Source organism: Variovorax sp. P2_H12, assembly GCF_056403395.1.
In genome coordinates this window covers 16,901-42,136 of record NZ_JBFUFO010000048.1, presented here as the reverse complement: position 1 = coordinate 42,136, position 25,236 = coordinate 16,901, and the positions used below count along the sequence as shown (strand labels likewise).

Genomic DNA, 25,236 nt, shown 5'->3' with positions numbered 1-25,236 from the left:
CGCTGGTACTGGTCGGCCGCGATCATCACGGCCTTGTAGCCGGCGATGTTGGCCTGCGAGGAGAGCACGTCCATGCTCTGCGCGCGCGTGGTGCGCGGCGCGGCCTCCAGCGCGAAGGCCGTGAGGCCCGCCGCGGCCAGCCGCTGCAGCCCCGCCCCGTCGAAGGGGTTGAGCATGCCGACGACCACCGTGCCCGGCTTCATCAGCGCGCTCTCGCGCTCGTCCGGCGTGCGCACCTTGAGCACGATCTCGGCGCCGAAGGCCCCCGCCGCATCCGTGATCTCGGCCCCCGCGGCCTGGTACGCCGCATCGGTCACGCTCGCAGCCACCCCCGCGCCCGCTTGCACACGCACCACATGGCCCTGCGCCACGAGCTTCTTCGCGGTCTCCGGGGTCACGGCAACTCGGGTTTCGCCTGGCACAGTCTCGGCCGGCACGCCTATCAGCATGGACTTCTCCTCAGGGCAGCATTGGAATTCGCGCCGAGCTTACCCGAAGACGCCACAAGCACCTTGTCCCTCGCGCGCCCCTCTGTACACTGTCGCGGGACGACCGGCACACAGATGCCGGCTTCGCATGACAACAAGAAACAGGGGATGGAATGCGAATTGCTGCGCTCGATGACGAGGCGTATCAGCTCGAACTGATTCGCCACACCGTGGAGGTCATTGGCCACGAGTGCCATGGCTACAGCGACGGCAAGTCGCTGCTGCGCGACCTGCACCGTGAAACCTACGACCTGCTGATCCTCGACTGGGGCCTGCCCGACATCGAGGGACCAAGGGTGGTCCGGTGGATCCGCGAGGACCTGAACAGCTCGCTGCCCATTCTCTTCGTCACCAATCGGCGAGAGGAAAAAGACCTGGTCGAAGGACTGGCGGCCGGTGCCGACGACTTCATGACCAAACCGGTCCGGGTGCCCGAGTTGCAGGCCCGCGTGCGCGCGCTGCTGCGCCGCGCCTATCCGGCACGGCACGACAGCCAGCTCGCCTTCCGCGGCTATCGCTTCCATCCCTCGACGCGCACCCTGCGGATCGACGGCCGGCTGGTGGAGCTCAGCCGGCGCGAGTACGAGCTGGCGCTGTTCCTGTTCCAGAACCTCGGCCGCCTGCTGTCGCGCGAACATCTGCGCGAGGCGGTCTGGGGCATCGGCGCCGAGACGCCCTCGCGCTCGCTCGACACCCACATCTCCCGCCTCAGGCTGAAGCTCGAGCTGCAACCTTCGAACGGTTTCCTGCTGTCCGCCATCTATGGCCTGGGCTACCGGCTGGAGCCGCTCGAGGCCGACCAGCTCGCGCCGCTCTACCCCTCGGCCGACACGTCGGAATGAAACGGCACGCCCACCAGGCGCGCAGCCTGGATCATTGGCCCGATGCCGCCCTGATGCTCGACCGGCACGGACGCGTGACGATCGCCAACCCGGCGGCGCTTCGCCATTGGCAGTGCAGCGGCGAGCAGTTGCGGGGCCAGGACGCGGACCGGCTGCTGCGCGGGCTTCGCTGGTGCAGCACCGGTGCGCCCATGCTGCCCCGGGCTGCGCTGCACGGAAGCCCGCAACCGGTCGTCGGCGAAGGCGAGGACCACGAGGGCCGCGGCCTGCTGTTGCGCTGTCTGCCGCTTTTCGACGATAGCGCGGGACACCGCGGCTGGCTGGTCGTGCTGATCGACATCACGCCGATGCGGCAGGCCGAACGGCAGCGCGACGAGGCGCTGCGCTTTCTCTCGCACGATGCGCGCGAATCGGGCGCGACGATCCAGACCCTGCTCGACCTGGCGCGCCAGCGGCCCGAGGCCTTCGCGGACGGCTCGCTGCTGCCGAGCATCGAACGCGAGGCGCAGGCCGGCCTCGAGCGCTCCGACCGCTTCGTGGCCCTGGCGCGGGCCCAGGTCCGGCCCTTGCAGATCGAGCCGCTCGACCTGGTGGCGCTGCTGCGGCTGGTCATCGATGCGGCCTGGACCCTGGCCGCCCCAAAGCGCGTCCGGATCCTGTTGCCGCCGGTGCCCGACGAGGCGCCCTGCCTGGCCGACCGCGGCCTGCTCACGCGCGCTCTGGACGCCATGGTGGACCATGCGCTGCGACGCGCGCCACCGGGCTCGGCGCTGCATTGCGGCGTCGCCGCGGACGGCCAGCAGTGGCGCATCTCGCTGCGCGAGCCCGGGGCCGGCGCTCCGGTCCAGCTACAGTCGCGGCTGGTCCGCTCCGTGGCGCAGCGCCATGGCGGAACGATGGAGGTCGACCACGCAGCCGATGCCGGCTGCACCGTCACGCTGGTGCTGCCGAGGCCGTCCGCGGCCGAGCGCGCGACACCGGCGTCCGATACGGAGTCCTGAACATGGCACAACGCTGGAAACCCAACGTCACGGTGGCCGCCGTGATCGAGCGGCAGGGCCGCTACCTTCTTGTCGAGGAAGAAACCGCCGATGGGCTCAGGCTGAACACCCCGGCCGGCCATCTCGACCCCGGCGAGTCGCCCGCCGAAGGCTGCGTGCGAGAAACCCTGGAGGAAACCGCGCACCGCTTCACGCCCACCGCCGTGGTCGGCATCTACCTGGCCCGCACCCGGCAGCCCAAGGACATCACCTACCTGCGTTTTGCCTTCACCGGCACGCTGGGAGACTTCGAGCCTGCGCGCCCGCTCGACCACGGCATCGTGCGCACGCTGTGGATGACGGTCGATGAAATCCGCGCCAGCACGGCGCGGCATCGCAGCCCCCTGCTGCTGCAATGCGTGGAAGACCATCTGGCCGGGAAGCGCTATCCCCTGGAACTGGTGCGGGTCGATCCTTCGATCGGCTAAGGCGTGTTCGAGATCACGCCGCCGCCGAGGCACACCTCGCCGTCGTACAGCACGGCCGACTGTCCCGGCGTCACCGCCCACTGGGCTTCATCGAAATCGAGGCGGAAGGCGACGTTGGCGCCCTCGCCCAGCCGGCAGGGAGCATCCGCCTGGCGGTAGCGCGACTTCGCCGCCAGGGCGCCGGCGGTCGGCGCGCTGCCCGCGACCCAGCTCGCGTCGTCGGCCAAAAGCGTCCGCGACAGCAGCCAGGGATGGTCGTGCCCCTGCACCACCCACAGCGTGTTGCTGGCCACGTCCTTGCGCGCCACGAACCACGGTGCATGGTCGCCGGCGCCGCGCTGCGCGCCCCGGGCCTTGATGCCGCCGATGCCGAGCCCCTGGCGCTGGCCCAGCGTGTAGAAGCTCAGGCCCTGGTGCTCGCCGATCTGGCGGCCGCGCTCGTCGCGGATCGGGCCCGGCTCCTTCGAGATGTAGCGGTTGAGGAACTCGCGGAACGGCCGCTCGCCGATGAAGCAGATGCCGGTCGAGTCCTTCTTTTTCGCGTTCGGCAGGCCGATCTCGTCGGCGATCCGGCGCACCTCGGTCTTGTGCAGCTCGCCGACCGGGAACAGCGTCTTCGACAACTGCTGCTGGTTCAGCCGGTGCAGGAAGTAGCTCTGGTCCTTGGCCGGGTCGAGCCCCTTGAGCAGTTCGTGCAGGCCGCTGGCCGCGTTGCGGCGCACGCGGGCGTAATGCCCGGTGGCGATCTTCTCGGCACCCAGGCGCATCGCGTGATCGAGAAAGGCCTTGAACTTGATCTCGGCGTTGCACAGCACGTCGGGGTTGGGCGTGCGGCCGGCCTGGTACTCGCGCAGGAACTCCGCGAACACGCGGTCCTTGTAGTCGGCCGCGAAGTTGACGTGCTCGATCTCGATGCCCAGCACGTCGGCCACGCTGGCGGCGTCGATGAAGTCGATGTTCGACGAGCAGTACTCGCTGTCGTCATCGTCTTCCCAGTTCTTCATGAAGATGCCGACCACCTCGTGGCCTTGCTGCTTCAGCAGGTGCGCCGTGACCGCGGAATCGACTCCGCCGCTCAGGCCCACCACGATGCGCTGTTTGTCCATAGGGCTGGGATTGTCCCAGCATGGGCGACCCGGTGCCCGCAGCGGGGCAATCAGGCCGCGGCGGCCCGATGCCGCAAGCCGGCCAGCAGCTCATAGGAACGCAGCCGTGCCTGGTGGTCGAACACCTGGGAGGTGATCATCAGTTCGTCCGCGCCGGTGCGCTCGATGAAGGCCTGGATGCCGGCGCGAACGGTGTCCACAGAGCCCACCGCCGAGCACGACAGCACCGAATCGAGCAGGGCGTTCTCGGCCGGACCGACCTTGCCCCGGTAGCCCGCCACCGGCGGCGGCAACCGGCCCGGCCGGCCGCTGCGCAGGTTCACGAAGGCCTGCTGCCAGGAAGTGGCGCGGAACTCGGCTTCCTCGTCGGTGTCGGCCGCGAACACATTGAAGCCCAGCATCACGTAGGGCTTGGCCAGCTGGGCCGAGGGCTTGAAGGTCTCGCGGTAGATGCGGATCGCCTGCATCAGCTGCTGCGGCGCGAAATGCGAGGCGAAGGCGTAGGGCAGGCCCAGGTGGGCCGCGAGCTGGGCGCCGAAGGTGCTCGAGCCCAGGATCCACACCGGCACCTCGAGCCCCATGCCCGGCACCGCACGCACCGGCTGCCGCGGCTCCTTCGACATGAAGTCCATCAGCTCGACCACGTCCTGCGGAAACTGGTCGGCATCGGACTGCAGGTCGCGCCGCAGCGCCTGCGCGGTGCGCTGGTCGGAGCCCGGCGCGCGGCCGAGGCCGAGGTCGATGCGGCCCGGATAGAGCGACTCCAGCGTGCCGAACTGCTCGGCGATCACCAGCGGCGAATGGTTGGGCAGCATCACGCCGCCGGCGCCGATGCGGATGGTCGAGGTGCCGGCGCCGATGTGGGCCAGCAGCACCGCGGTCGCGGCGCTCGCGATGCCCGGCATGCCATGGTGCTCGGCCAGCCAGTAGCGGCGGTAGCCCAGCTTCTCGCCGTGCTGCGCCAGCGACAGCGAGTTGCGGAAGGACTGGGCCGCATCGCCGCCCTCGGTGATGGGCGAAAGATCGAGGATCGAAAACGGAATCATGCCGCTATCTTGGCCTGGATCGCGCGCTTTCAAGCGGCGAAGGGATATTTGCCCGACAACGGGTAGGCTCGCGGCCATGGCACTGCGCTTCTTCAAATTCTGGGCGATCATCCTGACGCTGGCGCTGGGCGCTTGCGGCTCGTTGCCCGCCAACGTGCAACGGCCGCTCTCGCACAGCCTGCAGGCGTCGAGCACGAAAAGCCCGCTCGCGCAGCTTGCCGCCACGCAGCTCCCGGCCGGCGCCCCGTCGGGCTTCCGCCTGCTGCCGCTGGGCTCCTACGGCCTCGATGCCCGCCTGGCACTGATCGGGCGCGCCACGCAGACGCTGGATCTGCAGGTCTACATCATGGAGAACGATGCCTCCGGACGCGCGGTGTTCGGCGCGCTGCGCGATGCCGCCGAGCGCGGCGTGCGCGTGCGGCTGCTGCTCGACGACTTCAACAGCGCGAGCGCCGAAGCGCTGCTGCAGGCGCTCTCCGGCGTGCCGAACTTCGAGATCCGGCTGTTCAACCCCTTCTGTTGCGCGCGCGGCAGCCTGCCCGGCCGGCTCGCGAGCTCGCTGGGCGATCTGGCCCGGCTCGATCGCCGGATGCACAACAAGCTGCTGATCGCCGACGGCGCACTGGCGATCGTCGGCGGCCGCAACATCGCCGACGAATACTTCGGCCGCAACCCGACCGCGAACTTCATCGATCTCGATGCCATCGCTGCCGGACTCGTCGTGCCGCAACTGGGCGTGCTCTTCGATCGCTACTGGAACAGCGACGAGTCCTTCCCCGCGGCGTCGCTGGCCGGCTCGCCGGGCCCGGGGACCGCGCTGGCGCAGCTGCTGCCGGCGAATGCGGCGCAGATCGATCTCGCGCTGCCCTCGAAGGACCTGCTGGGCCATGAACCCGTCGGCGTGCAGCTCGCGGCCAATCGTCTGACCCTGGTGCCCGGCCTCGCGTACGCGGTGGCGGATCGCCCCTCCAAGCGGCAGCTGCCACCGGAAGAACTCGAGTCCAGCAGCCTGATGACGGGTGCCGTGAGCCAGATGCTCGGCACGCGCTCGGAGCTCGTGGTCAGCTCGCCCTACCTGGTGCCGGGCAAGCGTGGCATGGAGGTGCTGCGCAGCCTGGAGCACAAGGGCGTCGACATGACGCTCGTGACCAATTCGCTTCCCGCGAGCGATTCGGCGCTGGTCTACTTCGGCTACGCGCGCTATCGGACGCGGATCGTGCAGGCCGGTGTCAAGCTGTACGAGATCAGCGCCACCCCCTCGCCCGGCAGCAAGCCGATGTTCGGCGGCGGCTCGTCACGCGGCCGCCTGCATGCCAAGCTGGCCGTCATCGATCAACAAACCGTGCTGTTGGGATCGCTCAACCTCGATCCGCGCTCGGCGCGCCGCAACACCGAGCTGGGCGTCGCCGTCGACAGCCCCGCGCTGGCGCAAGAAGCGCTGCGCGTCGTGGCGGCGATGAAGACCGAGGCTTATCGGGTGCAGCTGGACCCGCAAGAGGGGACGCTGTCCTGGGTGCCTCCGAGCGAAAACGACGACCAGGCAGTAGACGAAGAGCCGGGCGTCTCGCCGTTCACTGCGCTGCAGCGGCTGCTGCTGCAGCCGCTAGTGCCCGAGGATCTGCTCTAGGCTTGCTCGCTCAGGACAGTGCCTTGGCCTTGAGCTTCGCGAACTCTTCCTGATTGATGGTGCCGGCATCGAGCAGCGCCTTGGCTTCGGCAATGTGTTCGGCCGGCGACTTGCCGGCCACTTCGCGGATGTAGGCGTCGGTATCGGACTTCGCGCGCTGCAGGCTGGCGCGCTGCCGCTCCGCCATGCCGCGGCCCCGGGTGATGATGTAGATGATCGCCGTCAGGCCCGGGATGACGACAAGCCCGATGATCCACAGCACCTTGGTCCCGCCGCCCAGCTCCGAATCGCGGAACAGATCGCCGATGATCTGGAACAGGATGAGCAGGTAGACGATGAGGACGAAGGTCGACAGCAGGAGTTGGATCAGGTCCCAAAAATTGCTCATACAGGTCTTTCTAGTTTGTTGGAAATTGAAGTATGAAGGCATTCGCCCTCAGGGCCGCCGCGTCGCGCCGTGCGCCAATGATCGCAGCAGTCCCAGCACGAAGCCGCCCGTGAGCATACCCAGGACATAGATCAGCAGCACCAGCACCGAGACCGGCAGACTGATGCTCATCGAGAACAGCGAGACGGTCACCGACTCCAGGTTCTGGATCTTGAACAGCACGACGATGCCGGCCAGGATCACGATCAGCGCGATGTAAAGGTAGCGTTGCATGGGACTCTCCTTGTCTGATATCTGCACTACACCGCGATCGCACCGGACACCAGCGCCCACAGCGCGCCCAGCGCAGCGGCCACGAGCACGCCGAAGACAACCATCTCGGGCCCGGTGAAGATCCGCTCCTTCTGTTCTCGCCGGGCGAGGAAATAGAGAAAGGTACCCGGTGCATAGAGGATCGCCGAGAGCAGCAGGAACTTCGGCCCGCCTGCATACAGCATGCCCGCGGCATAGACGGTCGCGATCGCGCCGCGCACCCCGTCGCCGATGCGGCTCGCGCCGCCGCGCTCGTAGGTCTTGCCGGTCCATGCGAGCTTGAGGCCGTAGGCGGCGACCAGCAGATAGGGGATGAGCGTCATCGAGCTCGTCATCTTCAGCGCCAGCGTGAAGGCGTATTCGGCGAACCAGGTCACGAGCAGGAAGAGCTGGATCACGATGTTGGTCAGCCACAGCGCAGCGGCCGGCACCTGGTTGGCATTCTCGCGGGCGAGAAAGCTCGGCATGGTGTTGTTCTTGGCCGCCGAATGCAGGACCTCGGCGGCGAGCAGCGACCACGACAGGTAGTTGCCGAGGATCGAGATCAGCAGGCCGACGCTGATGAAGACCAGGCCCCAGGGGCCGACGATGGAGGCCATCACGCCGGCCATCGCGGGCGTCGGCAGCGCCTGCAAGTCCGGGCGCAGCAGCACGCCGTACGAGAACATCGTGACCATGATGAGCAGGCACAGCACACCGAGGAAGCCCAGCACCGTGGCCGTGCCGACGTCCTCCCGCTTCTTCGCGTGGCGCGAATAGACGCTGGCGCCTTCGATGCCGACGAACACGAACACGGTCACCAGCATCGTGTTGCGGACCTGGCCCGCCAGGCTCGACAGGCTGCGCTCTTCACCGCCCCAGAAGTTCCAGGCGAAGATGTCGGCCTTGAAGCCGGCGACCGCGACCACCAGGAAGACGGCGATCGGCACGATCTTGGCGACGGTGGCGATGGTGTTCAGGGTCGCCGCCTCCTTGACGCCGCGCAGCACCAGGACGTGCACGCCCCACAGGATCACCGAGGCGGAGAGGATCGCCACGGCGGTCGAGCCGTCGCCGAAGACCGGGAAGAACTGGCCCAGCGTCGCCTTGATCAGCACCAGGCAGGCGACATCGGCCAGGCAGCAGCCGATCCAGTAGCCCACGGCCGACGCGAAGCCCAGATAGTTGCCGAAGCCGGCCTTGGCATAGGCATAGATGCCGGTGTCGAGGTCGGGCCGGCGCCGCGACAGGGTCTGGAACACCAGTGCGAGCATCAGCATGCCGGTGCCGGCGATGGCCCACGCGATCAGCGCGCCGAAGCCGCCGGTCGAGCGGCCGAAGGCCGAGGGCAGCGCGAAGATGCCCGAACCGATCATGGACCCGACCACCAGCGCGATGAGGGCGCCGCGCGAAAGCTTCTGGTCTTGCGAATTGCTCATGCCGGGTCCGTGTGGGCGGGTGGAAGTGCCGGCACATCCCACAGTTTTATTGTTCTCATCGATTCTTTTGGTCGGTTCTCACGCCTGGGCCCCATCCACGGATGGTTTTTCCGCGGCCGAGCATCGATGGCGCACCGTTCTTTGTCAAGGGCGACCACTAGCGTTGCGCGCGGCGCTGGATTTTCGGAGTCGATCGCCGCATCATCGGCCGGCACGACGAGGAATGACATCATGAAATCGATCCAGGCTTGCTGCGCCGGCGACGGCACCGCCCCTTCGACAGGCACGAAGGCCAAGGGCCGGCGCGCATGGCTCAAGGCGGGCACCGGCGCGGTGCTGATGGCGGGCATCGGCCTGCGCACCGAAGACGTGCAGGCGGCCGCGCTGAGCCAGGCCCAGCGCGACGCGCTGACGCCCGACAAGGTCATCGAGATGATGAAGAAAGGCAACCAGCGCTTTCGCGCCGGCAAGGTGCAGACGCACGACTACCTGGCGCAGAAGCGCGCAAGCGCCTCGGGCCAATACCCGGCCGCGGTGATCCTGAGCTGCATCGACTCGCGCGCGCCGGCCGAGATCCTGCTCGACATGGGGATCGGCGACACCTTCAACGCGCGCATCGCGGGCAACATCGCGAACAAGGACCTGATGGGCAGCCTGGAGTTCGCGTGCGCGGCAGCCGGCGCCAAGGTCGTGCTGGTGATGGGCCACACCAGCTGCGGCGCGATCCGCGGTGCCATCGACAACGTACAGCTCGGCAACCTGACCGGCTTGCTCGACACCATCAAGCCGGCGATCGCCAGCACCAGCTACACGGGTGAACGATCCGGCAAGAATCCGGCCTTTGTCGATGCGGTGGCGCGTTCGAACGTGCAACTGACGATCGACACGCTGCGCAGCGGCAGCCCGATCCTCTCGGACCTCGAGAAGAAGGGTCAGATCAAGATCGTCGGCTCGATGTACGACCTGTCGAACGGCGTCGTGACTTTCCTGGGCTAGCCTCCGCCCGCAAGACCCACGAATCTTCCACGCTGTTCAACGCGCCGCCCGCCGAGTCGAGCGGCCGGCGCGCGGACCCCACCGCGCAACCGACCGTTGAGCGACTCACTGAGCCCGCGGTCCGTGGGCTTTCCGGGCCGCCTTTAGCCCAGCTTCTCACCACGCCGCCAGGCCCATATTCGTCGAGCGCCTTCCCGACGCATCGACCTGCGAGTCGGAAGTCGGCCCCCAGAGACACGCTCTCGCGACGCCACTGATCGATCACCGCAAGGACGCGGAAATGCTCGGCCATCGAGCATCTGATCGTGGACGAAGACCATGCGCCAGTGCCGGTTCGATTCCGTCCACCGCCGCCGTGCCCGACAGGGCCAGCCGTAGCGCGCACGCAACCCGCGCCTCGCTGAATCTCGCGCCACACAGACCTCCAGGCCGACGCGACGAATCATTAGTCGGCTAATCATACTAGGGAAAACACCAAGGCGACGGGATTGCGGAGGAAATGGCGACCACCCTAAAATACTTAGGCGCCTAACGAAACGGCGCCCACGAATCCGAGGGCAACCGCTGCTCCCCCACATGAACTCCACGATCTCTCCACCACTCGCCTGGTCAGACTCGCTGCTGCTTGGGCACATCGGCATCGATGAGGAGCACGAGGTGCTCGCCGAGTTCATCGGCCGCATGCAATGCGCGCGTGACGAAGACCTGGCACTTGCGCTCGACGAGGTGTTGGCGCACGCCACGATGCATTTCGCAGCCGAGAACGCATGGATGCTGGACACGGCTTTTCCTCCGCGCGATTGCCACATCAAAGAACATGAAGCCGTGCTCTCGAGTCTGAGCGGCGTCAAGAGGCGCCTGGCCCATGGCGACGTCGAGGTCGCCCGCCGCTTGGCCGACGAACTGGCGTCCTGGTTCCCCGCGCATGTCCAGCATCTCGATTCCGCCCTGTCCCATTGGCTCTGCAAGCTGCGATACGGCGCCAAGCCGTTGGTGCTGCGCATGGGCCGAAAGTCCACGGCCGAATCGGCCAGCTAGTTCAACCACTATGAGAAGTCGACCATGATGACTCCCGAAGAAAACGATTTGCTCTGCCGTGTCGAGGGCCAAGCCCCGATGGGCCAGTTGATGCGCCGCCATTGGACGCCCGTCTGCCTGCAGGAGGAGGTCGGGGAACCGGATGGCACGCCAGTGAAGGCGCGCGTGTTCGGAGAAGACCTGGTCGTGTTTCGCGACAGCGACGGCCGCGTCGGTGTGATGGACGAACGCTGTCCGCATCGACGTGCATCTCTGGTGTACGGCCGCAATGAGGAGGGCGGCCTGCGCTGCCTCTACCACGGCTGGAAGATGGACGTCGACGGCAATGTCCTCGAGATGGCTTCCGAGCCGGCAGCCAGTGGCATGGCAGAGAAGGTCAAGCACACGGCCTACCCGGTGAAGGAATGGGGCGGCATGGTATGGGCCTACATGGGCCCGAAAGAGACCATGCCGTCTTTCGAGCCGCCGGCCTGGGCCCCGACCGCAGACACACGGGTGAGCATCGCCAAGGTTCTCTTGCCGTGCAACTGGGCGCAGATTCTCGAAGGCGCCATCGACTCGGCCCACAGCTCGAGTCTTCACTCGTCCGACATGGTTCCTGCGCGCGTCGATAGCGCCAAGGCCACCGAGAAGACCTGGCTGCGTCCATCCACCGACAAGGCGCCGCGCATGCAGGTACAGCGCACCGGCTACGGCTTCCGCTATGCCGCGCTGCGTCGACCCCTCACAAACGCCGCGGCCAATGACTATGTGCGTTCGACGGTCTTCGTCGCCCCCGCGACCGCCCTGATACCGCCCAACAACCTCTACAACGTTGCCAACATCAACGTTCCGATGGACGACACGAGCACGGCGTTCTATTTCATCGCCTGGGGTCACCCTGCACAGACACCGGAGACTGCCACCTGGCGCAAGTTCCTGTGCCAGACGGTAGGCATCGATCTTGACGAAAGCTACCGTCCGCTGCGCACCGAGGAAAACAAGTTCTGGCAGGACCGCAACGCCATGAAGGCGGGCAACTTCACAGGCATCACCGGCTTCCCCAATCAGGACGTCGCGATGTGGCTGACCATGGGCCCCATTGCCGACCGCACCCATGACCGTCTGGGCGCGAGCGATCTCGCGATTGTCGAGTTCCGCAAGCAGATGCTCGAGGCAGTACGCGCCTTCGAGCAAGGTGCGCCTGCGATCGGCACGGGAGCCGAAGCGGCCACGCCAACCGTCTGTGCATTTCAGGCCATCGTTCCCAAGACCACCGACTGGCGCAGCTACGAAGCACGCTACATCTGGCAGGACGGATTGGAGACGCCCGAACTCGAACCGTCCTATTCCGTGAAGGGGTGAATTCGATGAGCAAGCTTCAACTCTCCGTCGCGATGGGCGACTACGACCGCACCCGTGCTCTATATGACGGCCGAGTCCAGATCGACGGTGTCGACCCTGTGTACATGCTCCTCAATCCCGAGGAAATGTTCTTCCGTGCAATGCGTAGCGTCGATTTCGACATCACGGAGCTCTCGTTCTCCAGCTATCTCGTCAAGCACTCGAGAGGCGAATGTCCCTACATCGCGCTGCCGGTTTTCCTCTCGCGGGCGTTTCGCCATACCTCTATCTATGTTCGCAAGGACCGCATTCGCGAACCTGCGGATCTGAAGGGCAAGCGCATCGGCCTGCCTGAATACCAGCTCACGGCCAACGTATGGGCGCGTGCGATCTTGCAGGACGACTACGGCATTCATCCCGCTGATGTGACATGGGTCCGCGGCGGCATCGAGACCCCCGGGCGTCCCGAAAAGATCAAGCTGCAGCTGCCTGGCGACATTCGCATCGAACAGGCTCCGGAAGGCGCCACGATTTCGCAGATGCTCGACCGGGGCGAGATCGACGGTTTCATGGCGCCGCGTCCGCCCAGCCGGGCAGCGCTCGAGAACCCGAACATCGGATGGCTCTTCGACGATCCAACGGCCGTGGCCAAGGACTACTACAAGCGCACCGGCGTCTTTCCCATCATGCACGTGGCGGCGATCCGCAAGGAGCTGGCGGCGAAACACCCCTGGCTGCCCGCCGCGGTCGTCAAGGCCTTCACGCAGTCCAAGGCCGCGGCGCTGCAGCTGCTCTCGGACACTTCGGCCACCAAGGTCACGCTGCCGTTCGTCGAGGAGCAGCTACAAGCGGCACGCGAGACGATGGGTGAGGATTTCTGGTCCTACGGCGTGGCTGCGGCCAGCAGAACGCTGGAGACATTCGTTCGAAGCCATCACGAGCAAGGCCTTTCGTCCAGGCTGGTGCCGGTGAGCGAACTCTTCCACCCGGCGACCTACGAGACCTACAGCATTTGAAACCAGCACAAGAGACAAGCGCCATGAACCGCAGAACCATCGCCTGGTCCCTCCTGGCCTGCACCGCCTGTTTCGCCATCGGACCGATGGCGCATGCGCAGACCTATCCCGGTCGCCCGATCAAGCTGGTCGTTCCCTACTCGGCGGGAGGCTTGCCCGATACCGTGGCGCGTGTGCTCTCCCGGCCGCTTGGAGACGCGCTGGGGCAGTCGGTCTTCGTCGAGAACAAGCCGGGCGCTGGCGGCGCCGTCGCTGCCGCCACGCTGATGCAGGCACCGGCCGACGGCTATACGCTGCTGGTGACCGATGGCCCGATGCTGTCGATCACGCCGCTTCTGACCAAGAAGATGAGCTACGACGCATCGACCGACTTCGTTCCGGTTTCGCTGGTCGGCAAAGCCCCCTTGTTCCTTGTCGTCAACAAGAGCGTGAAGGCCAACAACCTCGACGAGCTGATCGCATTGGCCAAGGCCAAGCCGGGCGGGCTCAACTACGGCTCCGCAGGCACAGGCAGCATCCACCACCTGACAGCCGAGGCCATGAACGCGAGCCTCGGCATCGTCATGACGCACGTGCCATTCAAAGGCAGCGCGAATTCGGTGCCGGCCATGATCGGCGAGCAGGTGGACATGGTGTTCGCCTCGCCACCGTCGTTGATGGGCTTCGTCAAGTCCGGGCAGGCTCGACTATTGGCCACCAACTCCCCGACGCGCTCCCCGCTGGCCCCGCAGATGCCAGCGCTGGCTGAAAAGATTCCAGGCTTCGACTTCGCGTTCAACGTCGCGGTTCTGGCAAAGAAAGGCACGCCGAACGATGCGATTGCCAGGGTCAGCAACGAGATCGCGAAGATCGTCAAGCGGCCGGACATCGTCGAGCAGTTGCGGCTCGCGGGCGTCGACCCCGTGGGGAGCTCGCCCGAGCAACTTGCAGATGCGTTGCGAAGCGAGAAGCAGCGCGTGACCGATGCCGCCGCGCGCGCTCAGCTGAAAGCCGAATAGGGCCCCGCCGTGACCACGCCTCAGACACACTCCGACACCCAGATGCCGTTGCGCGTCGCTCGCGCGTACGACGTCGCTGAAGGAATCCGCAGCTTCGAGTTGGTGCAGGCCGATGGCAGCGACTTGCCGCCGTTCACGCCCGGCTCGCACGTCAAGGTGCAGGTGCCCAACGGCCTGATGCGCAAGTACTCGCTGTGCAACGACCCGGCAGAGCGCAACCGGTACGTCATCACCGTCAAGAGAGACGCCGCGGGTCAAGGCGGCTCGATCTGCATGCACGAAGAAGTCCATGAAGGGGATACGCTGCCTACGTCGCTTCCCTCGAACGCATTCCCGCTTGTGGAGAACGCAAAGGGCTACCTCTTCATCGCCGGAGGGATCGGCATCACGCCCATCTTGTCGATGATTCGATCGTTCGGCGAACTGGCGCCGGCGCCGTGGAAACTTCTCTACCTGACACGCTCGCCCGAGGCCACAGCCTTCCTCGACGAACTGGGTCAACCCGAGCTGAAGAAGCAGGTGCGCATCCATCACTCCCAGGGTGATTCTGGCCGAGATTTCGATCTCTGGCCCACCCTGGAGAAGCCGAACACGGCGCACGTGTACTGCTGCGGCCCGCGTCCGCTGATGGAAGCTGTGCGCGACATGACCGGCCACTGGTCACCAGCCAATGTGCATTTCGAAAGCTTCAACGAAGGCGGGGGTGTCCGTCCGGACGACGAGCCCTTCACGGTGAAGCTGGCTCGCACGGGTGGCGAGTTCGAGGTGCCGGTCGGCAAGTCGATCCTGACCGTCTTGCGCGATCACGGGTGCAACGCTGCGTCGTCCTGCGAGAGTGGAACCTGTGGCACCTGCCGTACCGGGCTGCTCGGTGGCGAGGCCGACCACCGCGACATGGTGCTGATGCCCGAGGAAATGGAAAGCCAGATCATGATCTGCGTCTCGCGGGCCAGGTCTGCCGAGTTGGTGCTCGATCTGTGACACCGGACCGCGAACTCCGACTCGGTGTGGCCGGACTGGGCCGTGCCTTCACGCTCATGTTGCCGACCCTTCAGCGCGATCGCCGCGTCCGACTCGTCGCCGCCTGCGACCCGCGCGAGGAAGCGCGGTCCCGGTTCGCGACGGAGTTCGACGCCCCGGCCTACGCGGACATCGAGGGCCTGGCGGCCAACCCGGAGGTCGAGGCGATCTATATCGCCAGTCCGCACCAGTTCCATGCCGAGCAAACGCGTATTGCGGCCAGGCATGGCAAGCATGTGCTGGTCGAGAAGCCCATGGCGCTCACGATGGGCGAATGCGACTCGATGATCGAACACTGCCGCGCAGCGGGCGTTCACTTGATCGTCGGTCACTGCCACAGTTTCGACACCCCCTACTTGCGGGCGCGCGATGTCGTCTCGAGCGGTGAACTCGGCCGGGTGCGCATGATCCATGCACTCAACTACACCGACTTCCTCTACCGACCCCGCCGTCCAGAGGAGCTGCGCACCGAGGATGGCGGTGGCGTGGTGTTCAGCCAGGCTGCGCACCAGGTCGACGTGGTGCGGTTGCTCGCGGGCGCGCCCGTGGCCCGTGTGCGAGCCGTCACGGGCGACTGGGATCCGGCGCGCCCGACGCAAGGCGCCTATTCCGCCCTGCTGTGGTTCGAGGGCGGTGCCTTTGCCAGCCTCAGCTACAACGGCTACGGCCATTTCGACTCGGACGAATGGTGCGGATGGATTGGCGAAATGGGCATCGACAAGTCTCCCGACGCATACGGCGCGGCACGACGCAAGCTCGCCGCCGTGAGTTCTCCGAGCGAGGAAGCGCGCCTCAAGGCCTCGGGGACCTACGGGGGCGCCGGCTATGTCGCCGCACCAACCGGTGGTTCGCGAGCCTGGCACCAGCATTTCGGGCCCATCGTGGTGTCGTGCGAGCGCGGCGACGTGCGGCCGCTTCCCGACTGCGTCTGGGTCTACGATGACCGGAAGAAGGAGCGCCGGCCGCTTGACGTCCCCCGAGTGCCCCGCTTCGAGGTCATTGACGAGTTGTACGACGCTGTGGTGGGCGGTGTGCCTGCGCTGCACGACGGCCGATGGGCGCGCGCCACGCTGGGTGTCTGCCTGGCTTTGCTCGAATCAGCCGGATCGAACCAGGATGTGGCCTTGGCGCCCTGAAACGTCGTCTCTGTGCATCCACGCCCCGACCGCGCCTCGGCACCATCGACGGGTTGGCAACAGAACCAGGAGTTCAGGCCGTAAAAAAAAGGCCGGCCCTCAAAAGAGCCGGCCTTTTGGCTTGACCGAAACCCGGCTCAGAACGGGATGTCGTCGTCCATGTCGTCGAAGCCCGACGACGACTTGGGCTGCGCCTGGCGAGGTGCCGGCGCCGGTGCACGCGGCGCGGCCGCCGGCGGGCGCGAGTAGCCGCCGCCACCACCGCCGCCGCCGCCGCCTTGCGAGTAGCCGCCGTCGTCATCGCCCGAAGGTCCGCCCTGGCCCTGGCGGCTGCCGAGCATCTGCATCTGGTCGACGCGGATGTCGGTGGCGTACTTCTCGACACCGTCCTTGTCGTTGTATTTGCGCGTGCGGATCTGGCCTTCGACGTAGATCTGCGAGCCCTTGCGCAGGTACTGCGCGGCGATCTCGGCCAGCCGGCCGTTGAACACCAGGCGGTGCCACTCGGTGGCCTCGCGCATCTCGCCGCTCTGCTTGTCCTTCCACTTGTCGGTGGTGGCGAGGGTCACGTTGCACACCTGGTCGCCGCTGGGAAAGGTGCGGGTTTCGGGATCGCGGCCCAGATTGCCGACGAGGATGACTTTGTTGACCGATGCCATATGCACTGCCCCTGATGAATGGATGGAGGAGAAGGAAAAGAACCGGGGATTGTGCCGCATCGAAACGCCGCCCGGACGGCATGAGGGGCAATCCGAAGCAGGCGGCTGGAATTCGGACGAATCCCGCCGCAACCCCGGAAACGCCGCCCCGCTTATCATGTCCGGTTGCCCAAAATCGACCGCCCCGTGAATCTCCCCCCCGAAGACGCCTACCTCGGCGCCGTGCTGGCGCAGCAGCGCATCAGCATCCGCGGCGCGCGCACGCACAACCTCAAGAACGTCGATCTCGACATCCCGCGCAACAAGCTGGTGGTGATCACCGGCCTGTCGGGCTCGGGAAAATCGAGCCTGGCCTTCGATACGCTCTATGCCGAGGGCCAGCGCCGCTATGTCGAAAGCCTGTCGGCCTATGCGCGGCAGTTCCTGCAGCTGATGGACAAGCCCGACGTCGACATGATCGAGGGCCTGTCGCCGGCGATCAGCATCGAGCAGAAGGCGACCAGCCACAATCCGCGCTCCACCGTGGGCACGGTGACCGAGATCCACGACTACCTGCGCCTGCTGTATGCCCGCGCCGGCACGCCCTACTGCCCCGACCATCACCTGCCGCTGCAGGCGCAGACGGTGAGCCAGATGGTCGATGCGGTGATCGCTCTGCCTGACGAGCCGAGGCTCATGATCCTGGCGCCGGTGGCGCGCGAGAAGAAGGGCGAGTTCCTCGAGCTGTTCGCCGAGATGCAGGCCCAGGGCTACATCCGCTTCCGGGTCGACGGCCAGACCTACGAATACAACGACCTGCCCAAGCTCAAGAAGACCGAGAAGCACGACATCGACGTGGTGATCGACCGCTTGCGCGCGCGCCCCGACATGCAGCAGCGCCTGGCCGAGAGCTTCGAGGCCGCGCTGCGGCTGGCCGATGGCCGCGCGATCGCGCTCGAGATGGAGGCGCCGGCGGCCGAGGGCGCAGCGGCAGCGGCCGCCGGCCCGCCGCGCGAGCACCTGTTCAACGCCAAGTTCGCCTGCCCGATCTGCCACTACTCGCTGGCCGAACTCGAGCCGCGCCTGTTCTCCTTCAACTCGCCCGTGGGCGCCTGCCCGAGCTGCGACGGCCTCGGCCACCGCGAGTTCTTCGATCCGGCGCGGGTGGTCGCGTTCCCGTCGCTGAGCCTCGCGAGCGGCGCCGTCAAAGGCTGGGACCGGCGCAACGGCTATTACTTCAGCATGCTGGAGAGCGTGGCCAAGCACTACAAGTTCGACATCGAAAAGCCTTTCGAGGAGCTGCCTGCCTCGGTCCAGCAGACCGTGCTGCAGGGCTCGGCGCAGGAAGAGATCAAGTTCAGCTACGTGATGGACAGCGGCCAGCAGGCCGGCAAGAAGCTGGTGCGCAAGCACCCCTTCGAGGGCATCATCCCGAACATGGCGCGGCGCTACCGCGAGACCGACTCGACGATGGTGCGGGAAGACCTCTCGCGCTTTCGCAACATGCAGCCCTGCCCCGACTGCGAAGGCTCGCGCCTGCGGCCCGAGGCGCGCAACGTGTTCCTGGTCGACGAGTCCGGCCCCGAGCCGAAGCGCATGGCGATCTACGAGATCAGCCACGCCACGCTGCGCGACAGCCTGGCCTATTTCCAGCAACTGCAGCTGCGCGGCGCCAAGGCCGAGATCGCCGACAAGGTGGTGCGCGAGATCGGCCTCAGGCTGAAGTTCCTCAACGACGTCGGCCTCAACTACCTGAGCCTGGACCGCAGCGCCGAGACGCTGTCGGGCGGCGAGGCGCAGCGCATCCGGCTGGCCTCGCAGATCGGCTCCGGGCTCACCGGCGTGATGTACGTGCTCGACGAGCCCAGCATCGGGCTGCACCAGCGCGACAACGACCGGCTGATCGGCACGCTGCGCCATCTGCGCGACATCGGCAACAGCGTGATCGTGGTCGAGCACGACGAGGACATGATCCACGCCGCCGACCACGTGATCGACATGGGACCGGGCGCCGGCGTGCATGGCGGGCGCGTGATGGCGCAGGGCAGCTACGCCGAGGTCGCGGCGCACCCGGATTCGCTGACCGGCCAGTACCTGTCGGGCGCGAAGAAGATCGAAGTGCCCCAGCGGCGCACGCCGTGGCTGCCGGTGGTGGCGACGGCGGCCTTCCACGGGGGCAGGAAGCCTCCGCGCTTTCCGCCCAGCCCCGCGGCCGAGCGGCGCGCGGCGCGCGAAGCGGCGCACCTGGCCTCGCAAAGCGATCTGCAGGAGATCCGCGTCATCGGCGCCACCGGCAACAATTTGCAGAACGTCAGCGTGGCCTTCCCGGTCGGCCTGCTGACCTGCGTGACCGGCGTCTCGGGCTCGGGCAAGTCGACGCTGGTCAACGACACGCTCTACAGCGCGGTCGCGCGCACGCTGTACCGCGCCCATGAGGAGCCGGCCGAGCACGAGGCCATCGAGGGCATCGAGTACTTCGACAAGGTGATCAACGTCGACCAGTCGCCGATCGGCCGCACGCCGCGCAGCAACCCGGCCACCTACACGGGCCTCTTCACGCCGATCCGCGAGCTGATGGCCGAGACCAACACCGCGCGCGAGCGCGGCTACGGGCCCGGCCGCTTCAGCTTCAACGTCGCCGGCGGACGCTGCGAGGCCTGCCAGGGCGACGGCGTGGTGAAGGTCGAGATGCACTTCCTGCCCGACGTCTACGTGCCCTGCGAGGTCTGCCACGGCCAGCGCTACAACCGCGAGACGCTGGAGGTGCTCTACAAGGGCCGCAACATCGCGCAGATCCTCGACATGACGGTCGAGACCGCGCACGACTTCCTGAGGGCGGTGCCGACCATCGAGCGCAAGCTGCGCACGCTGCTCGACGTCGGCCTGAGCTACATCAAGCTGGGGCAGTCGGCGACCACGCTGTCGGGCGGTGAAGCGCAAAGAGTCAAGCTCGCGCTCGAGCTCAGCAAGCGCGACACCGGCCGCACGCTCTACATCCTCGACGAGCCGACCACCGGGCTGCACTTCGCGGACATCGAACTGCTGCTCAAGGTGCTGCACCAGCTGCGCGACGCCGGCAACACGATCGTGGTGATCGAGCACAACCTCGACGTCATCAAGACCGCCGACTGGCTGATCGACATGGGGCCCGAAGGCGGCGCCGGCGGCGGCACGGTGGTGGGGATGGGCACGCCCGAAGACATCGCGGCGAACGAGGCCAGCCACACGGGACGCTACCTGAAGCGGTTGCTGAACTAAGGCTCGCCCCCAGGTTGCCCGGCACTTCGTGTCCGGGCGCCCACCCCCTACCGGGGGCGCAGTCAGCGGCCCGGCAAAGCCGGTTCCGCGACTGCCCACCCACATGCGGGCGCTGCGCGCCGCCGCAGAACAACTCCGCGCCGGCTTGCTATTGGCCGGCGCAGCCAGGCCCGTTGGTGAAACACCGTGGAACCGGCTTTGCCGGGCCACTGGTGTTGCCCCCGGTAGGGGGTGGGAGGGCTACACGCAGTGAGCCCGACCTGGGGGCGAGCCAAGCTACTCCGCGTAGGCCCAGAGGTCGACCAGCTGCGAGCCGTTGTCGGCCAGCAGCCGGAACCTCGCGGGTGCGTAGTCGGTGTCGAGCGCCAGAACACCCGAGGCCGTGGCCGGCAGGCCGCCACAGGCCTCGGTGCTGGCCGAGAGACTGAGCTTCAGCGTGTTCGGCAGCACGCCCGCCGACAGCTTGCCGGAGAGCTTGCAGGCCGAGCTTCCGGCCACGATTGCGCCTTCGGCCGTGACACTGAAGTCGGCCACCACGCCGGCCGTCGTCTGGGTGCGGTAGCGCCCGGCCAGCTTCGAGGCGTCCACGCCGGCGTCCGCGACGGCATGGCTCTGCAGCAGGGTCACGGCCACGTCCTTGTCGGAGGCCGGCACACCGACCCAGGCACCGCCCGCGTCGCGCCGGTACGCCTGCCTGGCCCGGTCGTCGCTGTCGCCGAACACGAGCAGCCGGCTGCCGTCCGCCGCGGCGTAGTACTTGCCGACCGTGGGCGCGCCGGCATCGCCGGTGCTGACGATGTAGCTGCCGGTGGGCAGGTCATCGACGCTGAGCTTCGGCGTGGCCGCAGGCCCGGTCGGCGCGGGCGTCGTCGATGCGGGAGTGGTCGCTCCGGGCAGAAACCCGTTGCTGTTGCCGCCGCCGCCGCAGGCCGCCAGCAGCAGCGCGGCGCTGCATGCGGCCACCCATCCGAATGTGCGATTCATGCGGTGCATCTCACTTGCTCAGCAGATCGCGCAGACGCAGGCGCAGCCATTGCTGGCCCGCCGGCCGGTGGTCGAAGCCCACCTGCATCGCCGTCACCGAAACCTTTGTCTTCGACACCAGCGCTTCGTCCTCGGCCTGCGCCGTGGTGGGGGCCGTGCCCGCGGCGCCGCCGATGCCGTAGGGCGGCGTGTTGTTGAACTTCAGGGCGTACAGATCGAAGCTGCCGTGGCGCGAGAAGGCCCAGGACAAGCCGGCGGTCGGTGCATTGGGGAAATTGACGTTGAGCGCCAGGCCCTCGGGCAGCAGCGCGCCGGTGCCCGCCTTGGCCTGCAGTTCCTTGACCAGCTTGACCGAGAGCTGCGCCACCACGGTGGAATAGGCATTGGCCAGGCCGGTGTTGTCGGTGGTGTCGGCGCCGGCGCTCAAGGCGATGGCCGGCAGGCCGCGACCGGCGGCGAATTGGGCGTTGCCCACGGTGCCCGAGTTGTTGACCACGCGCCCGACGTTCTGCCCTTCGTTCGGGCCCGACAGCACCAGGTCCGGCGCCTTGCCCCAGCGGGCCTTGGCCAGCACGTCGAGGCCGTACATCGTGGCCATCACGGGCGTGCCGTGCACGTAGTTGTAGTCGCCGCCGGTATAGCCGGCCTTGGTGAACGGGCCTACGGCCGGCGCGCCGGTGGCGGCGGCGCCGTTGTGGCAGCCGCCCTCGGCATCGATCTGGGTCTTGTCGTTGTCGGCAATGATCGTGCTGGTGCTGTACATCACGATCGCGGCGCCGCGTCCGCTCTGGCCGGTGCAGGGCACCGACACGATCACATCGTGCCCGTCGGCCTTGAGCGCCTCGTAGAGCGCCTTGAGGTTGCTGGTCAGGCCGTCGTCGTTGGACAGCACGATGTTGAGGGCGAAGGCCGGACCGGCCAGGCCGAGCAAGGCCGCGGTGGCGGCAAGACGTAGTTTCATGGGAGGGTTGGTGCGAAGTTGCTTGAATCGCCAACGAGGCGAGGGCACCGCGAGTTGCGTTGCGACGCGGATGTTGGCCGCCCCAAATGACTTCGCCGTGACACCGGCGGTGCACGCCTGTCGCGCGCACGACACCGCAGTGGCAGCTTCCGATGTCGCGAGGCGTCATGCGCGCGATCGAGTGGCCCGCGCGCCATGACCTGCAAGGTCATCGACGCAGCGCAAGGGCTGCGCGACATTGGATGCAAGCCGGGACCGAGGTGGTGCCGGCAGCAACCAGGCCGAACTTCAATGGCCGACGAAAGCGCATCATGAACGGATTCGACATCCTCCCCCTCGCAGTGGCTCTGCTCATCGGCATCGCCGCGGTGGGCTCGTGCATAGGCATCGGCATCGTCGGGGCCCGGCTGCTGGAGGGTACGGCGCGGCAGCCCGAACTCAAGGACACGCTGCAGACCCTGTTCTTCCTGATCGCGGGCGTCACCGATAGCGCCTTCATCATCGCCACCGGCATCGGCCTGTGGTTCGCGACCGCCAATCCGTTCAGGTAGCTCGCCCCCAGGTTGCCCGCACTGCGTGTCGGGCGCCCACCCCCGACCGGGGGCAACACCAGCGGACTGGCAAAGCCAGATCCGCGGTGTTTCACCAACGGGCCTGGCTGCGCCGGCCGCTATGGTTCGCGCCGGACTCTCAACATGCCTTCCTGGGCGGTGGAAGCCACCAGCCGGCCGTCGCGCGTGAAGATGCTGCCGCGGCTCAGGCCGCGCGCGCCGCTCGCGCTGGGCGAGTCGAGGCTGTAGAGCAGCCAGTCGTCCATGCGGAAATCGCGATGGAACCACATCGCGTGGTCGAGGCTCGCGGGGCGCACCTGGCCGCTCATGAAGCTCAGGCCATGGCGCCGCATGGCGGCGCCCAGCAGGCCATGGTCGGACGCATAGGCCAGCAGTGCGCGATGCACGTTGGGATCGTCGGGCAGCGGAGCGATCGCGCGCATCCAGAGCGCGCTTTCGGACGGGCGCGGCGCCGGCGCAAGCAGGTCGTCGGGGTCGACGCGACGGTATTCGAGGCCATGGGGCGCCAGGCCCTTGACGCGCCAGCGCTCGGGCAGGCGGTCGCCGAGGGCCATGCGCTGCTCGCGCTCGTTCGACAGGCCGTCCGGCCCGGCGACGGCCGGCATGGCGATCTGGTGGTCGACGCCGTCGTCGACGGTCTGGAACGAGGCCGACATCTCGAAGATGATGCGCTCGCCCTGCCGCGCCACCACGTGCCGGGTCGTGAAGCTGCGGCCGTCGCGCACGCGGTCGACCGAATACTCGATCGGCGCATGCTCGCCGGGCAGCAGGAAGTAGGCATGCATCGAATGCGCCGGGCGGTCGGCCTCGACGGTGCGGCTGGCCGCCATCAGCGACTGGCCCAGCACCTGGCCGCCGAAGACCGCCGGCGTGCCGAGGTCCTCGCTCTGGGCCAGGAAGCGGTCGTTGCCGAGCGGTTCGAGGCGCATCAGTTCGACCAGTTCGTCGACGACGCGGGAGGCGGTGGCAGGATCAATCATCGGGGAAGGCGGGAAAAAGACAGCCTGCAACGATAACAAAGAGATCGCCGAGGCGCTGTCCCGCGGCGGTCAGCCCCGGCTCGCGCCAACGTTCAGAGGTCGAGGTCGGCGCCGTCGGCCGCCAGCTTGCGCTGCAGCGCCGGCACGTCGACCGCGGCGAAGGCGGCGGCGCCGAGCGTGGCTGCGGCCGTGCCCGCGGCCTGCCCCATCACGAAGCAGCCGCCGCTGGCGCGTGCGGCCGACTGGCCCTCGTGCGTCATCGAGGCGCAGCGGCCGGCCACCAGCAGGTTGTCGACGCCGCGCGGCACCAGCATGCGCCAGGGCAGCTGGTTGTAGGTGCGGCGATCGTCGCGCGGGAAGGCCCATTCGATCCGGCCCGCCGCATGCATCTCCATCGGCCAGGCGTTGAGGCCGATGCTGTCGGGAAAGCGCGCCGAAGACAGGATGTCCTCGCCCGTCAACGCATAGAGGCCCTCGATGCGCCGGGTCTCGCGGATGCCGACCTGGGGCGCGATCTCGACGATGGCCGACTGCTCGAAGCCCGGCACCTCGGCCTTGAGGAAGCGGAAGAATTCGCCGATCTGGCGCCGGCCCTCGACCTCGCCGTCACTGAGTTCGCGCGCATCCACGCCGTTCATCGCACCGCCTTCGGCATTGCAGATCTGCGTCACGTTGGCGCGCCATTCGCGCGGGTCGATCTGCGGCCGCAGGATCGCACCCTCGCGCGGAAAGCGGTAGGCCCCGGGATCGCGCTCGCGCGCCTTCGCCATCAGGTCGTTGATGGCCTTGAATTCACCGACAGCCGCCAGCGCAGGCGCGGCCTCGACGTGGCCGACCCGGAACATGGTGGACGGGAACAGCCCGCTGCCCTGGCCGTCGCCGACCGCGAACGGCACGCCCGCGAAGGCGGCGACATCGGCGTCGCCGCTGCCGTCGACGAAGGCGTTGGCGCGGATCGCCTGGCGGCCCGACTTGGTCTCGACCACCAGTGCGGCGATGCGGCGGCCGTCCATGACGACGGCCGCGGCCAGCGCATGGAACAGCAGTTGCACGCCGGCGTCCAGCAGCAGCTGGTCGGCCGCGCACTTGTAGGCCGAAGTGTCGTAGGAGCGCACGCGGATGCGGCCCTGCATGCCGTCCTGCGGCTTGTTGAGTCCGCCCAGGGCGTCGAGGCGCGCCAGCAGTTCGTCGACCACGCCGTGCACCAGCTGCGTCATCTCGCCATTGCGCTTGCCGTAGAGGCCGGCGAAATTGGTCACGCCGCCGGCCGTGCCCATGCCGCCGAGGAAGCCGTAGCGCTCCACCAGCAGCGTGCGCGCGCCGTGATGCGCGGCGCTCACGGCGGCAGCGATGCCCGCCGGCCCGCCGCCGACCACCACGACGTCGTACTCGCCGAAGACCGGCAGATCGCGTGCAGGTTCGCGCAACATCGAATTCATACAGTGCCTCCAAAAGACGTATCCCCTTCGGGAAACACCGCGGAACCGGCTTTGCCGGGCCGCTGGTGTTTCCCCCGGTAGGGGGTGGGCGGGCTACACGCAGTGAGCCCAACCTGGGGGCGAGCAACAGTGCCCCCGGCAGGGGGGTGCCCGAGCCACACGCAGTGGGCGAGGCTGGGGGG

24 protein-coding genes are annotated in these 25,236 nt (G+C 67.5%); 13 read left to right on the top strand and 11 right to left on the bottom strand.

Going from position 1 to position 25,236, the window contains the following annotated elements; all coding sequences use genetic code 11:
• Positions 1-449, bottom strand: a 449-nt coding sequence (locus AC1DYK_RS29845; RefSeq protein ID WP_478169601.1) for a Rossmann-fold NAD(P)-binding domain-containing protein, incomplete at its 3' end; no start/stop codon positions are given.
• 152 nt (positions 450-601) lie between these two features.
• On the opposite strand from AC1DYK_RS29845, the gene AC1DYK_RS29840 reads away from it, so the two are divergent.
• From AC1DYK_RS29840 to AC1DYK_RS29830, 3 genes are read left to right on the top strand one after another with little or no spacing between them, the layout of a single operon-like run.
• The gene (locus AC1DYK_RS29840) at positions 602-1,330 is read left to right on the top strand and encodes a response regulator transcription factor (RefSeq protein ID WP_478169600.1); all 729 of its coding nucleotides are present in this window, start codon (positions 602-604) and stop codon (positions 1,328-1,330) included.
• Positions 1,327-2,331 (top strand): PAS domain-containing protein, encoded by a 1,005-nt coding sequence (locus AC1DYK_RS29835; RefSeq protein WP_478169599.1) that lies wholly within the window; start codon positions 1,327-1,329, stop codon positions 2,329-2,331. Before AC1DYK_RS29840 ends, AC1DYK_RS29835 begins: the two co-directional genes overlap by 4 nt.
• 2 nt (positions 2,332-2,333) lie before the next feature.
• A complete protein-coding gene (locus tag AC1DYK_RS29830) occupies positions 2,334-2,798 on the top strand; it encodes an NUDIX hydrolase (protein ID WP_478090136.1) in 465 nt (154 codons plus the stop codon).
• Here the strand turns inward: AC1DYK_RS29830 and mnmA are convergent.
• Both mnmA and AC1DYK_RS29820 read right to left on the bottom strand, forming a co-directional pair.
• Positions 2,795-3,904: a tRNA 2-thiouridine(34) synthase MnmA gene (gene mnmA / locus AC1DYK_RS29825; protein WP_478169598.1), complete on the bottom strand. Its 1,110-nt coding sequence runs from the start codon at positions 3,902-3,904 to the stop codon at positions 2,795-2,797. The two genes, AC1DYK_RS29830 and mnmA, sit on opposite strands and share 4 nt — an antisense overlap.
• Before the next feature lie 50 nt (positions 3,905-3,954).
• Positions 3,955-4,950: an LLM class flavin-dependent oxidoreductase gene (locus AC1DYK_RS29820; protein ID WP_478169597.1), complete on the bottom strand. Its 996-nt coding sequence runs from the start codon at positions 4,948-4,950 to the stop codon at positions 3,955-3,957.
• Between the two features lie 76 nt (positions 4,951-5,026).
• Here AC1DYK_RS29820 and AC1DYK_RS29815 point away from each other — a divergent pair, with 76 nt between their 5' ends.
• A complete protein-coding gene (locus tag AC1DYK_RS29815) occupies positions 5,027-6,577 on the top strand; it encodes a phospholipase D-like domain-containing protein (protein ID WP_478169596.1) in 1,551 nt (516 codons plus the stop codon).
• Positions 6,578-6,587: 10 nt separating this feature from the next.
• Here AC1DYK_RS29815 and AC1DYK_RS29810 read toward each other — a convergent pair whose 3' ends face one another.
• From AC1DYK_RS29810 to AC1DYK_RS29800, 3 genes are read right to left on the bottom strand one after another with little or no spacing between them, the layout of a single operon-like run.
• The gene (locus AC1DYK_RS29810) at positions 6,588-6,965 is read right to left on the bottom strand and encodes an SHOCT domain-containing protein (protein WP_478169595.1); all 378 of its coding nucleotides are present in this window, start codon (positions 6,963-6,965) and stop codon (positions 6,588-6,590) included.
• A 48-nt stretch (positions 6,966-7,013) separates the two neighbouring features.
• Positions 7,014-7,238 carry a LapA family protein gene (locus tag AC1DYK_RS29805; protein WP_478169594.1) on the bottom strand — a complete coding sequence of 75 codons (225 nt, stop codon included), beginning with the start codon at positions 7,236-7,238 and terminating at the stop codon, positions 7,014-7,016.
• 26 nt (positions 7,239-7,264) lie between these two features.
• Positions 7,265-8,695, bottom strand: coding sequence for a basic amino acid/polyamine antiporter (locus tag AC1DYK_RS29800; protein ID WP_478169593.1), 1,431 nt, complete (start codon positions 8,693-8,695; stop codon positions 7,265-7,267).
• Positions 8,696-8,926: 231 nt separating this feature from the next.
• Between AC1DYK_RS29800 and AC1DYK_RS29795 the strand changes: the two genes are divergently transcribed.
• From AC1DYK_RS29795 to AC1DYK_RS29765, 7 genes are all read left to right on the top strand, one after another.
• Complete coding sequence (locus AC1DYK_RS29795) at positions 8,927-9,691, top strand: carbonic anhydrase family protein (RefSeq protein ID WP_478169592.1); 765 nt, start codon at positions 8,927-8,929, stop codon at positions 9,689-9,691.
• A gap of 576 nt (positions 9,692-10,267) precedes the next feature.
• Entirely contained in the window at positions 10,268-10,729 is a 462-nt protein-coding gene (locus AC1DYK_RS29790) for a bacteriohemerythrin (protein WP_478169591.1), read from the top strand.
• A 24-nt stretch (positions 10,730-10,753) separates the two neighbouring features.
• Complete coding sequence (locus tag AC1DYK_RS29785; RefSeq protein ID WP_478169590.1) at positions 10,754-12,073, top strand: Rieske 2Fe-2S domain-containing protein; 1,320 nt, start codon at positions 10,754-10,756, stop codon at positions 12,071-12,073.
• Between the two features lie 5 nt (positions 12,074-12,078).
• Positions 12,079-13,068 carry a substrate-binding domain-containing protein gene (locus tag AC1DYK_RS29780; protein WP_442282924.1) on the top strand — a complete coding sequence of 330 codons (990 nt, stop codon included), beginning with the start codon at positions 12,079-12,081 and terminating at the stop codon, positions 13,066-13,068.
• A 23-nt stretch (positions 13,069-13,091) separates the two neighbouring features.
• Positions 13,092-14,066, top strand: coding sequence for a Bug family tripartite tricarboxylate transporter substrate binding protein (locus AC1DYK_RS29775; RefSeq protein WP_478169589.1), 975 nt, complete (start codon positions 13,092-13,094; stop codon positions 14,064-14,066).
• Between the two features lie 42 nt (positions 14,067-14,108).
• Positions 14,109-15,047, top strand: coding sequence for a PDR/VanB family oxidoreductase (locus AC1DYK_RS29770; RefSeq protein ID WP_478169588.1), 939 nt, complete (start codon positions 14,109-14,111; stop codon positions 15,045-15,047).
• Positions 15,044-16,222: a Gfo/Idh/MocA family protein gene (locus tag AC1DYK_RS29765; RefSeq protein WP_478169587.1), complete on the top strand. Its 1,179-nt coding sequence runs from the start codon at positions 15,044-15,046 to the stop codon at positions 16,220-16,222. The genes AC1DYK_RS29770 and AC1DYK_RS29765 overlap by 4 nt, the downstream gene beginning before the upstream one ends.
• A 137-nt stretch (positions 16,223-16,359) precedes the next feature.
• Here AC1DYK_RS29765 and ssb read toward each other — a convergent pair whose 3' ends face one another.
• Positions 16,360-16,881, bottom strand: a complete 522-nt coding sequence (gene ssb, locus AC1DYK_RS29760) for a single-stranded DNA-binding protein (protein WP_478169586.1) — start codon at positions 16,879-16,881, stop codon at positions 16,360-16,362.
• Positions 16,882-17,067: 186 nt separating this feature from the next.
• Here ssb and uvrA point away from each other — a divergent pair, with 186 nt between their 5' ends.
• On the top strand, positions 17,068-20,118 hold the full coding sequence (gene uvrA, locus AC1DYK_RS29755; RefSeq protein WP_478169585.1) for an excinuclease ABC subunit UvrA: 3,051 nt from the start codon (positions 17,068-17,070) through the stop codon (positions 20,116-20,118).
• A 276-nt stretch (positions 20,119-20,394) separates the two neighbouring features.
• On the opposite strand, the gene AC1DYK_RS29750 is transcribed toward uvrA, so the two are convergent.
• The gene (locus tag AC1DYK_RS29750; RefSeq protein ID WP_478169584.1) at positions 20,395-21,102 is read right to left on the bottom strand and encodes a hypothetical protein; all 708 of its coding nucleotides are present in this window, start codon (positions 21,100-21,102) and stop codon (positions 20,395-20,397) included.
• Between the two features lie 10 nt (positions 21,103-21,112).
• Positions 21,113-22,063 carry a 5'/3'-nucleotidase SurE gene (surE, locus tag AC1DYK_RS29745; RefSeq protein ID WP_478169583.1) on the bottom strand — a complete coding sequence of 317 codons (951 nt, stop codon included), beginning with the start codon at positions 22,061-22,063 and terminating at the stop codon, positions 21,113-21,115.
• 311 nt (positions 22,064-22,374) lie between these two features.
• Between surE and atpE the strand changes: the two genes are divergently transcribed.
• Entirely contained in the window at positions 22,375-22,614 is a 240-nt protein-coding gene (gene atpE, locus AC1DYK_RS29740) for a F0F1 ATP synthase subunit C (protein ID WP_478169582.1), read from the top strand.
• 119 nt (positions 22,615-22,733) lie between these two features.
• Here the strand turns inward: atpE and AC1DYK_RS29735 are convergent, their stop codons facing one another.
• Complete coding sequence (locus AC1DYK_RS29735; protein WP_478169581.1) at positions 22,734-23,615, bottom strand: acyl-CoA thioesterase; 882 nt, start codon at positions 23,613-23,615, stop codon at positions 22,734-22,736.
• Positions 23,616-23,707: 92 nt separating this feature from the next.
• Complete coding sequence (locus tag AC1DYK_RS29730) at positions 23,708-25,054, bottom strand: FAD-dependent oxidoreductase (protein ID WP_478169580.1); 1,347 nt, start codon at positions 25,052-25,054, stop codon at positions 23,708-23,710.
• Between the last annotated feature and the right edge of the window lie 182 nt (positions 25,055-25,236).

Excerpts from the sequence above, each read along its gene's own strand:
- AC1DYK_RS29840 (WP_478169600.1), top strand. The coding sequence starts at position 602 with ATGCGAATTGCTGCGCTCGATGACGAGGCGTATCAGCTCGAACTGATT.
- AC1DYK_RS29835 (WP_478169599.1), top strand. The coding sequence starts at position 1,327 with ATGAAACGGCACGCCCACCAGGCGCGCAGCCTGGATCATTGGCCCGAT.
- AC1DYK_RS29830 (WP_478090136.1), top strand. The coding sequence starts at position 2,334 with ATGGCACAACGCTGGAAACCCAACGTCACGGTGGCCGCCGTGATCGAG.
- mnmA (WP_478169598.1), bottom strand. The coding sequence starts at position 3,904 with ATGGACAAACAGCGCATCGTGGTGGGCCTGAGCGGCGGAGTCGATTCC.
- AC1DYK_RS29820 (WP_478169597.1), bottom strand. The coding sequence starts at position 4,950 with ATGATTCCGTTTTCGATCCTCGATCTTTCGCCCATCACCGAGGGCGGC.
- AC1DYK_RS29815 (WP_478169596.1), top strand. The coding sequence starts at position 5,027 with ATGGCACTGCGCTTCTTCAAATTCTGGGCGATCATCCTGACGCTGGCG.
- AC1DYK_RS29810 (WP_478169595.1), bottom strand. The coding sequence starts at position 6,965 with ATGAGCAATTTTTGGGACCTGATCCAACTCCTGCTGTCGACCTTCGTC.
- AC1DYK_RS29805 (WP_478169594.1), bottom strand. The coding sequence starts at position 7,238 with ATGCAACGCTACCTTTACATCGCGCTGATCGTGATCCTGGCCGGCATC.
- AC1DYK_RS29800 (WP_478169593.1), bottom strand. The coding sequence starts at position 8,695 with ATGAGCAATTCGCAAGACCAGAAGCTTTCGCGCGGCGCCCTCATCGCG.
- AC1DYK_RS29795 (WP_478169592.1), top strand. The coding sequence starts at position 8,927 with ATGAAATCGATCCAGGCTTGCTGCGCCGGCGACGGCACCGCCCCTTCG.
- AC1DYK_RS29790 (WP_478169591.1), top strand. The coding sequence starts at position 10,268 with ATGAACTCCACGATCTCTCCACCACTCGCCTGGTCAGACTCGCTGCTG.
- AC1DYK_RS29785 (WP_478169590.1), top strand. The coding sequence starts at position 10,754 with ATGATGACTCCCGAAGAAAACGATTTGCTCTGCCGTGTCGAGGGCCAA.
- AC1DYK_RS29780 (WP_442282924.1), top strand. The coding sequence starts at position 12,079 with ATGAGCAAGCTTCAACTCTCCGTCGCGATGGGCGACTACGACCGCACC.
- AC1DYK_RS29775 (WP_478169589.1), top strand. The coding sequence starts at position 13,092 with ATGAACCGCAGAACCATCGCCTGGTCCCTCCTGGCCTGCACCGCCTGT.
- AC1DYK_RS29770 (WP_478169588.1), top strand. The coding sequence starts at position 14,109 with ATGCCGTTGCGCGTCGCTCGCGCGTACGACGTCGCTGAAGGAATCCGC.
- ssb (WP_478169586.1), bottom strand. The coding sequence starts at position 16,881 with ATGGCATCGGTCAACAAAGTCATCCTCGTCGGCAATCTGGGCCGCGAT.
- AC1DYK_RS29750 (WP_478169584.1), bottom strand. The coding sequence starts at position 21,102 with ATGAATCGCACATTCGGATGGGTGGCCGCATGCAGCGCCGCGCTGCTG.
- surE (WP_478169583.1), bottom strand. The coding sequence starts at position 22,063 with ATGAAACTACGTCTTGCCGCCACCGCGGCCTTGCTCGGCCTGGCCGGT.
- atpE (WP_478169582.1), top strand. The coding sequence starts at position 22,375 with ATGAACGGATTCGACATCCTCCCCCTCGCAGTGGCTCTGCTCATCGGC.
- AC1DYK_RS29735 (WP_478169581.1), bottom strand. The coding sequence starts at position 23,615 with ATGATTGATCCTGCCACCGCCTCCCGCGTCGTCGACGAACTGGTCGAA.
- AC1DYK_RS29730 (WP_478169580.1), bottom strand. The coding sequence starts at position 25,054 with ATGAATTCGATGTTGCGCGAACCTGCACGCGATCTGCCGGTCTTCGGC.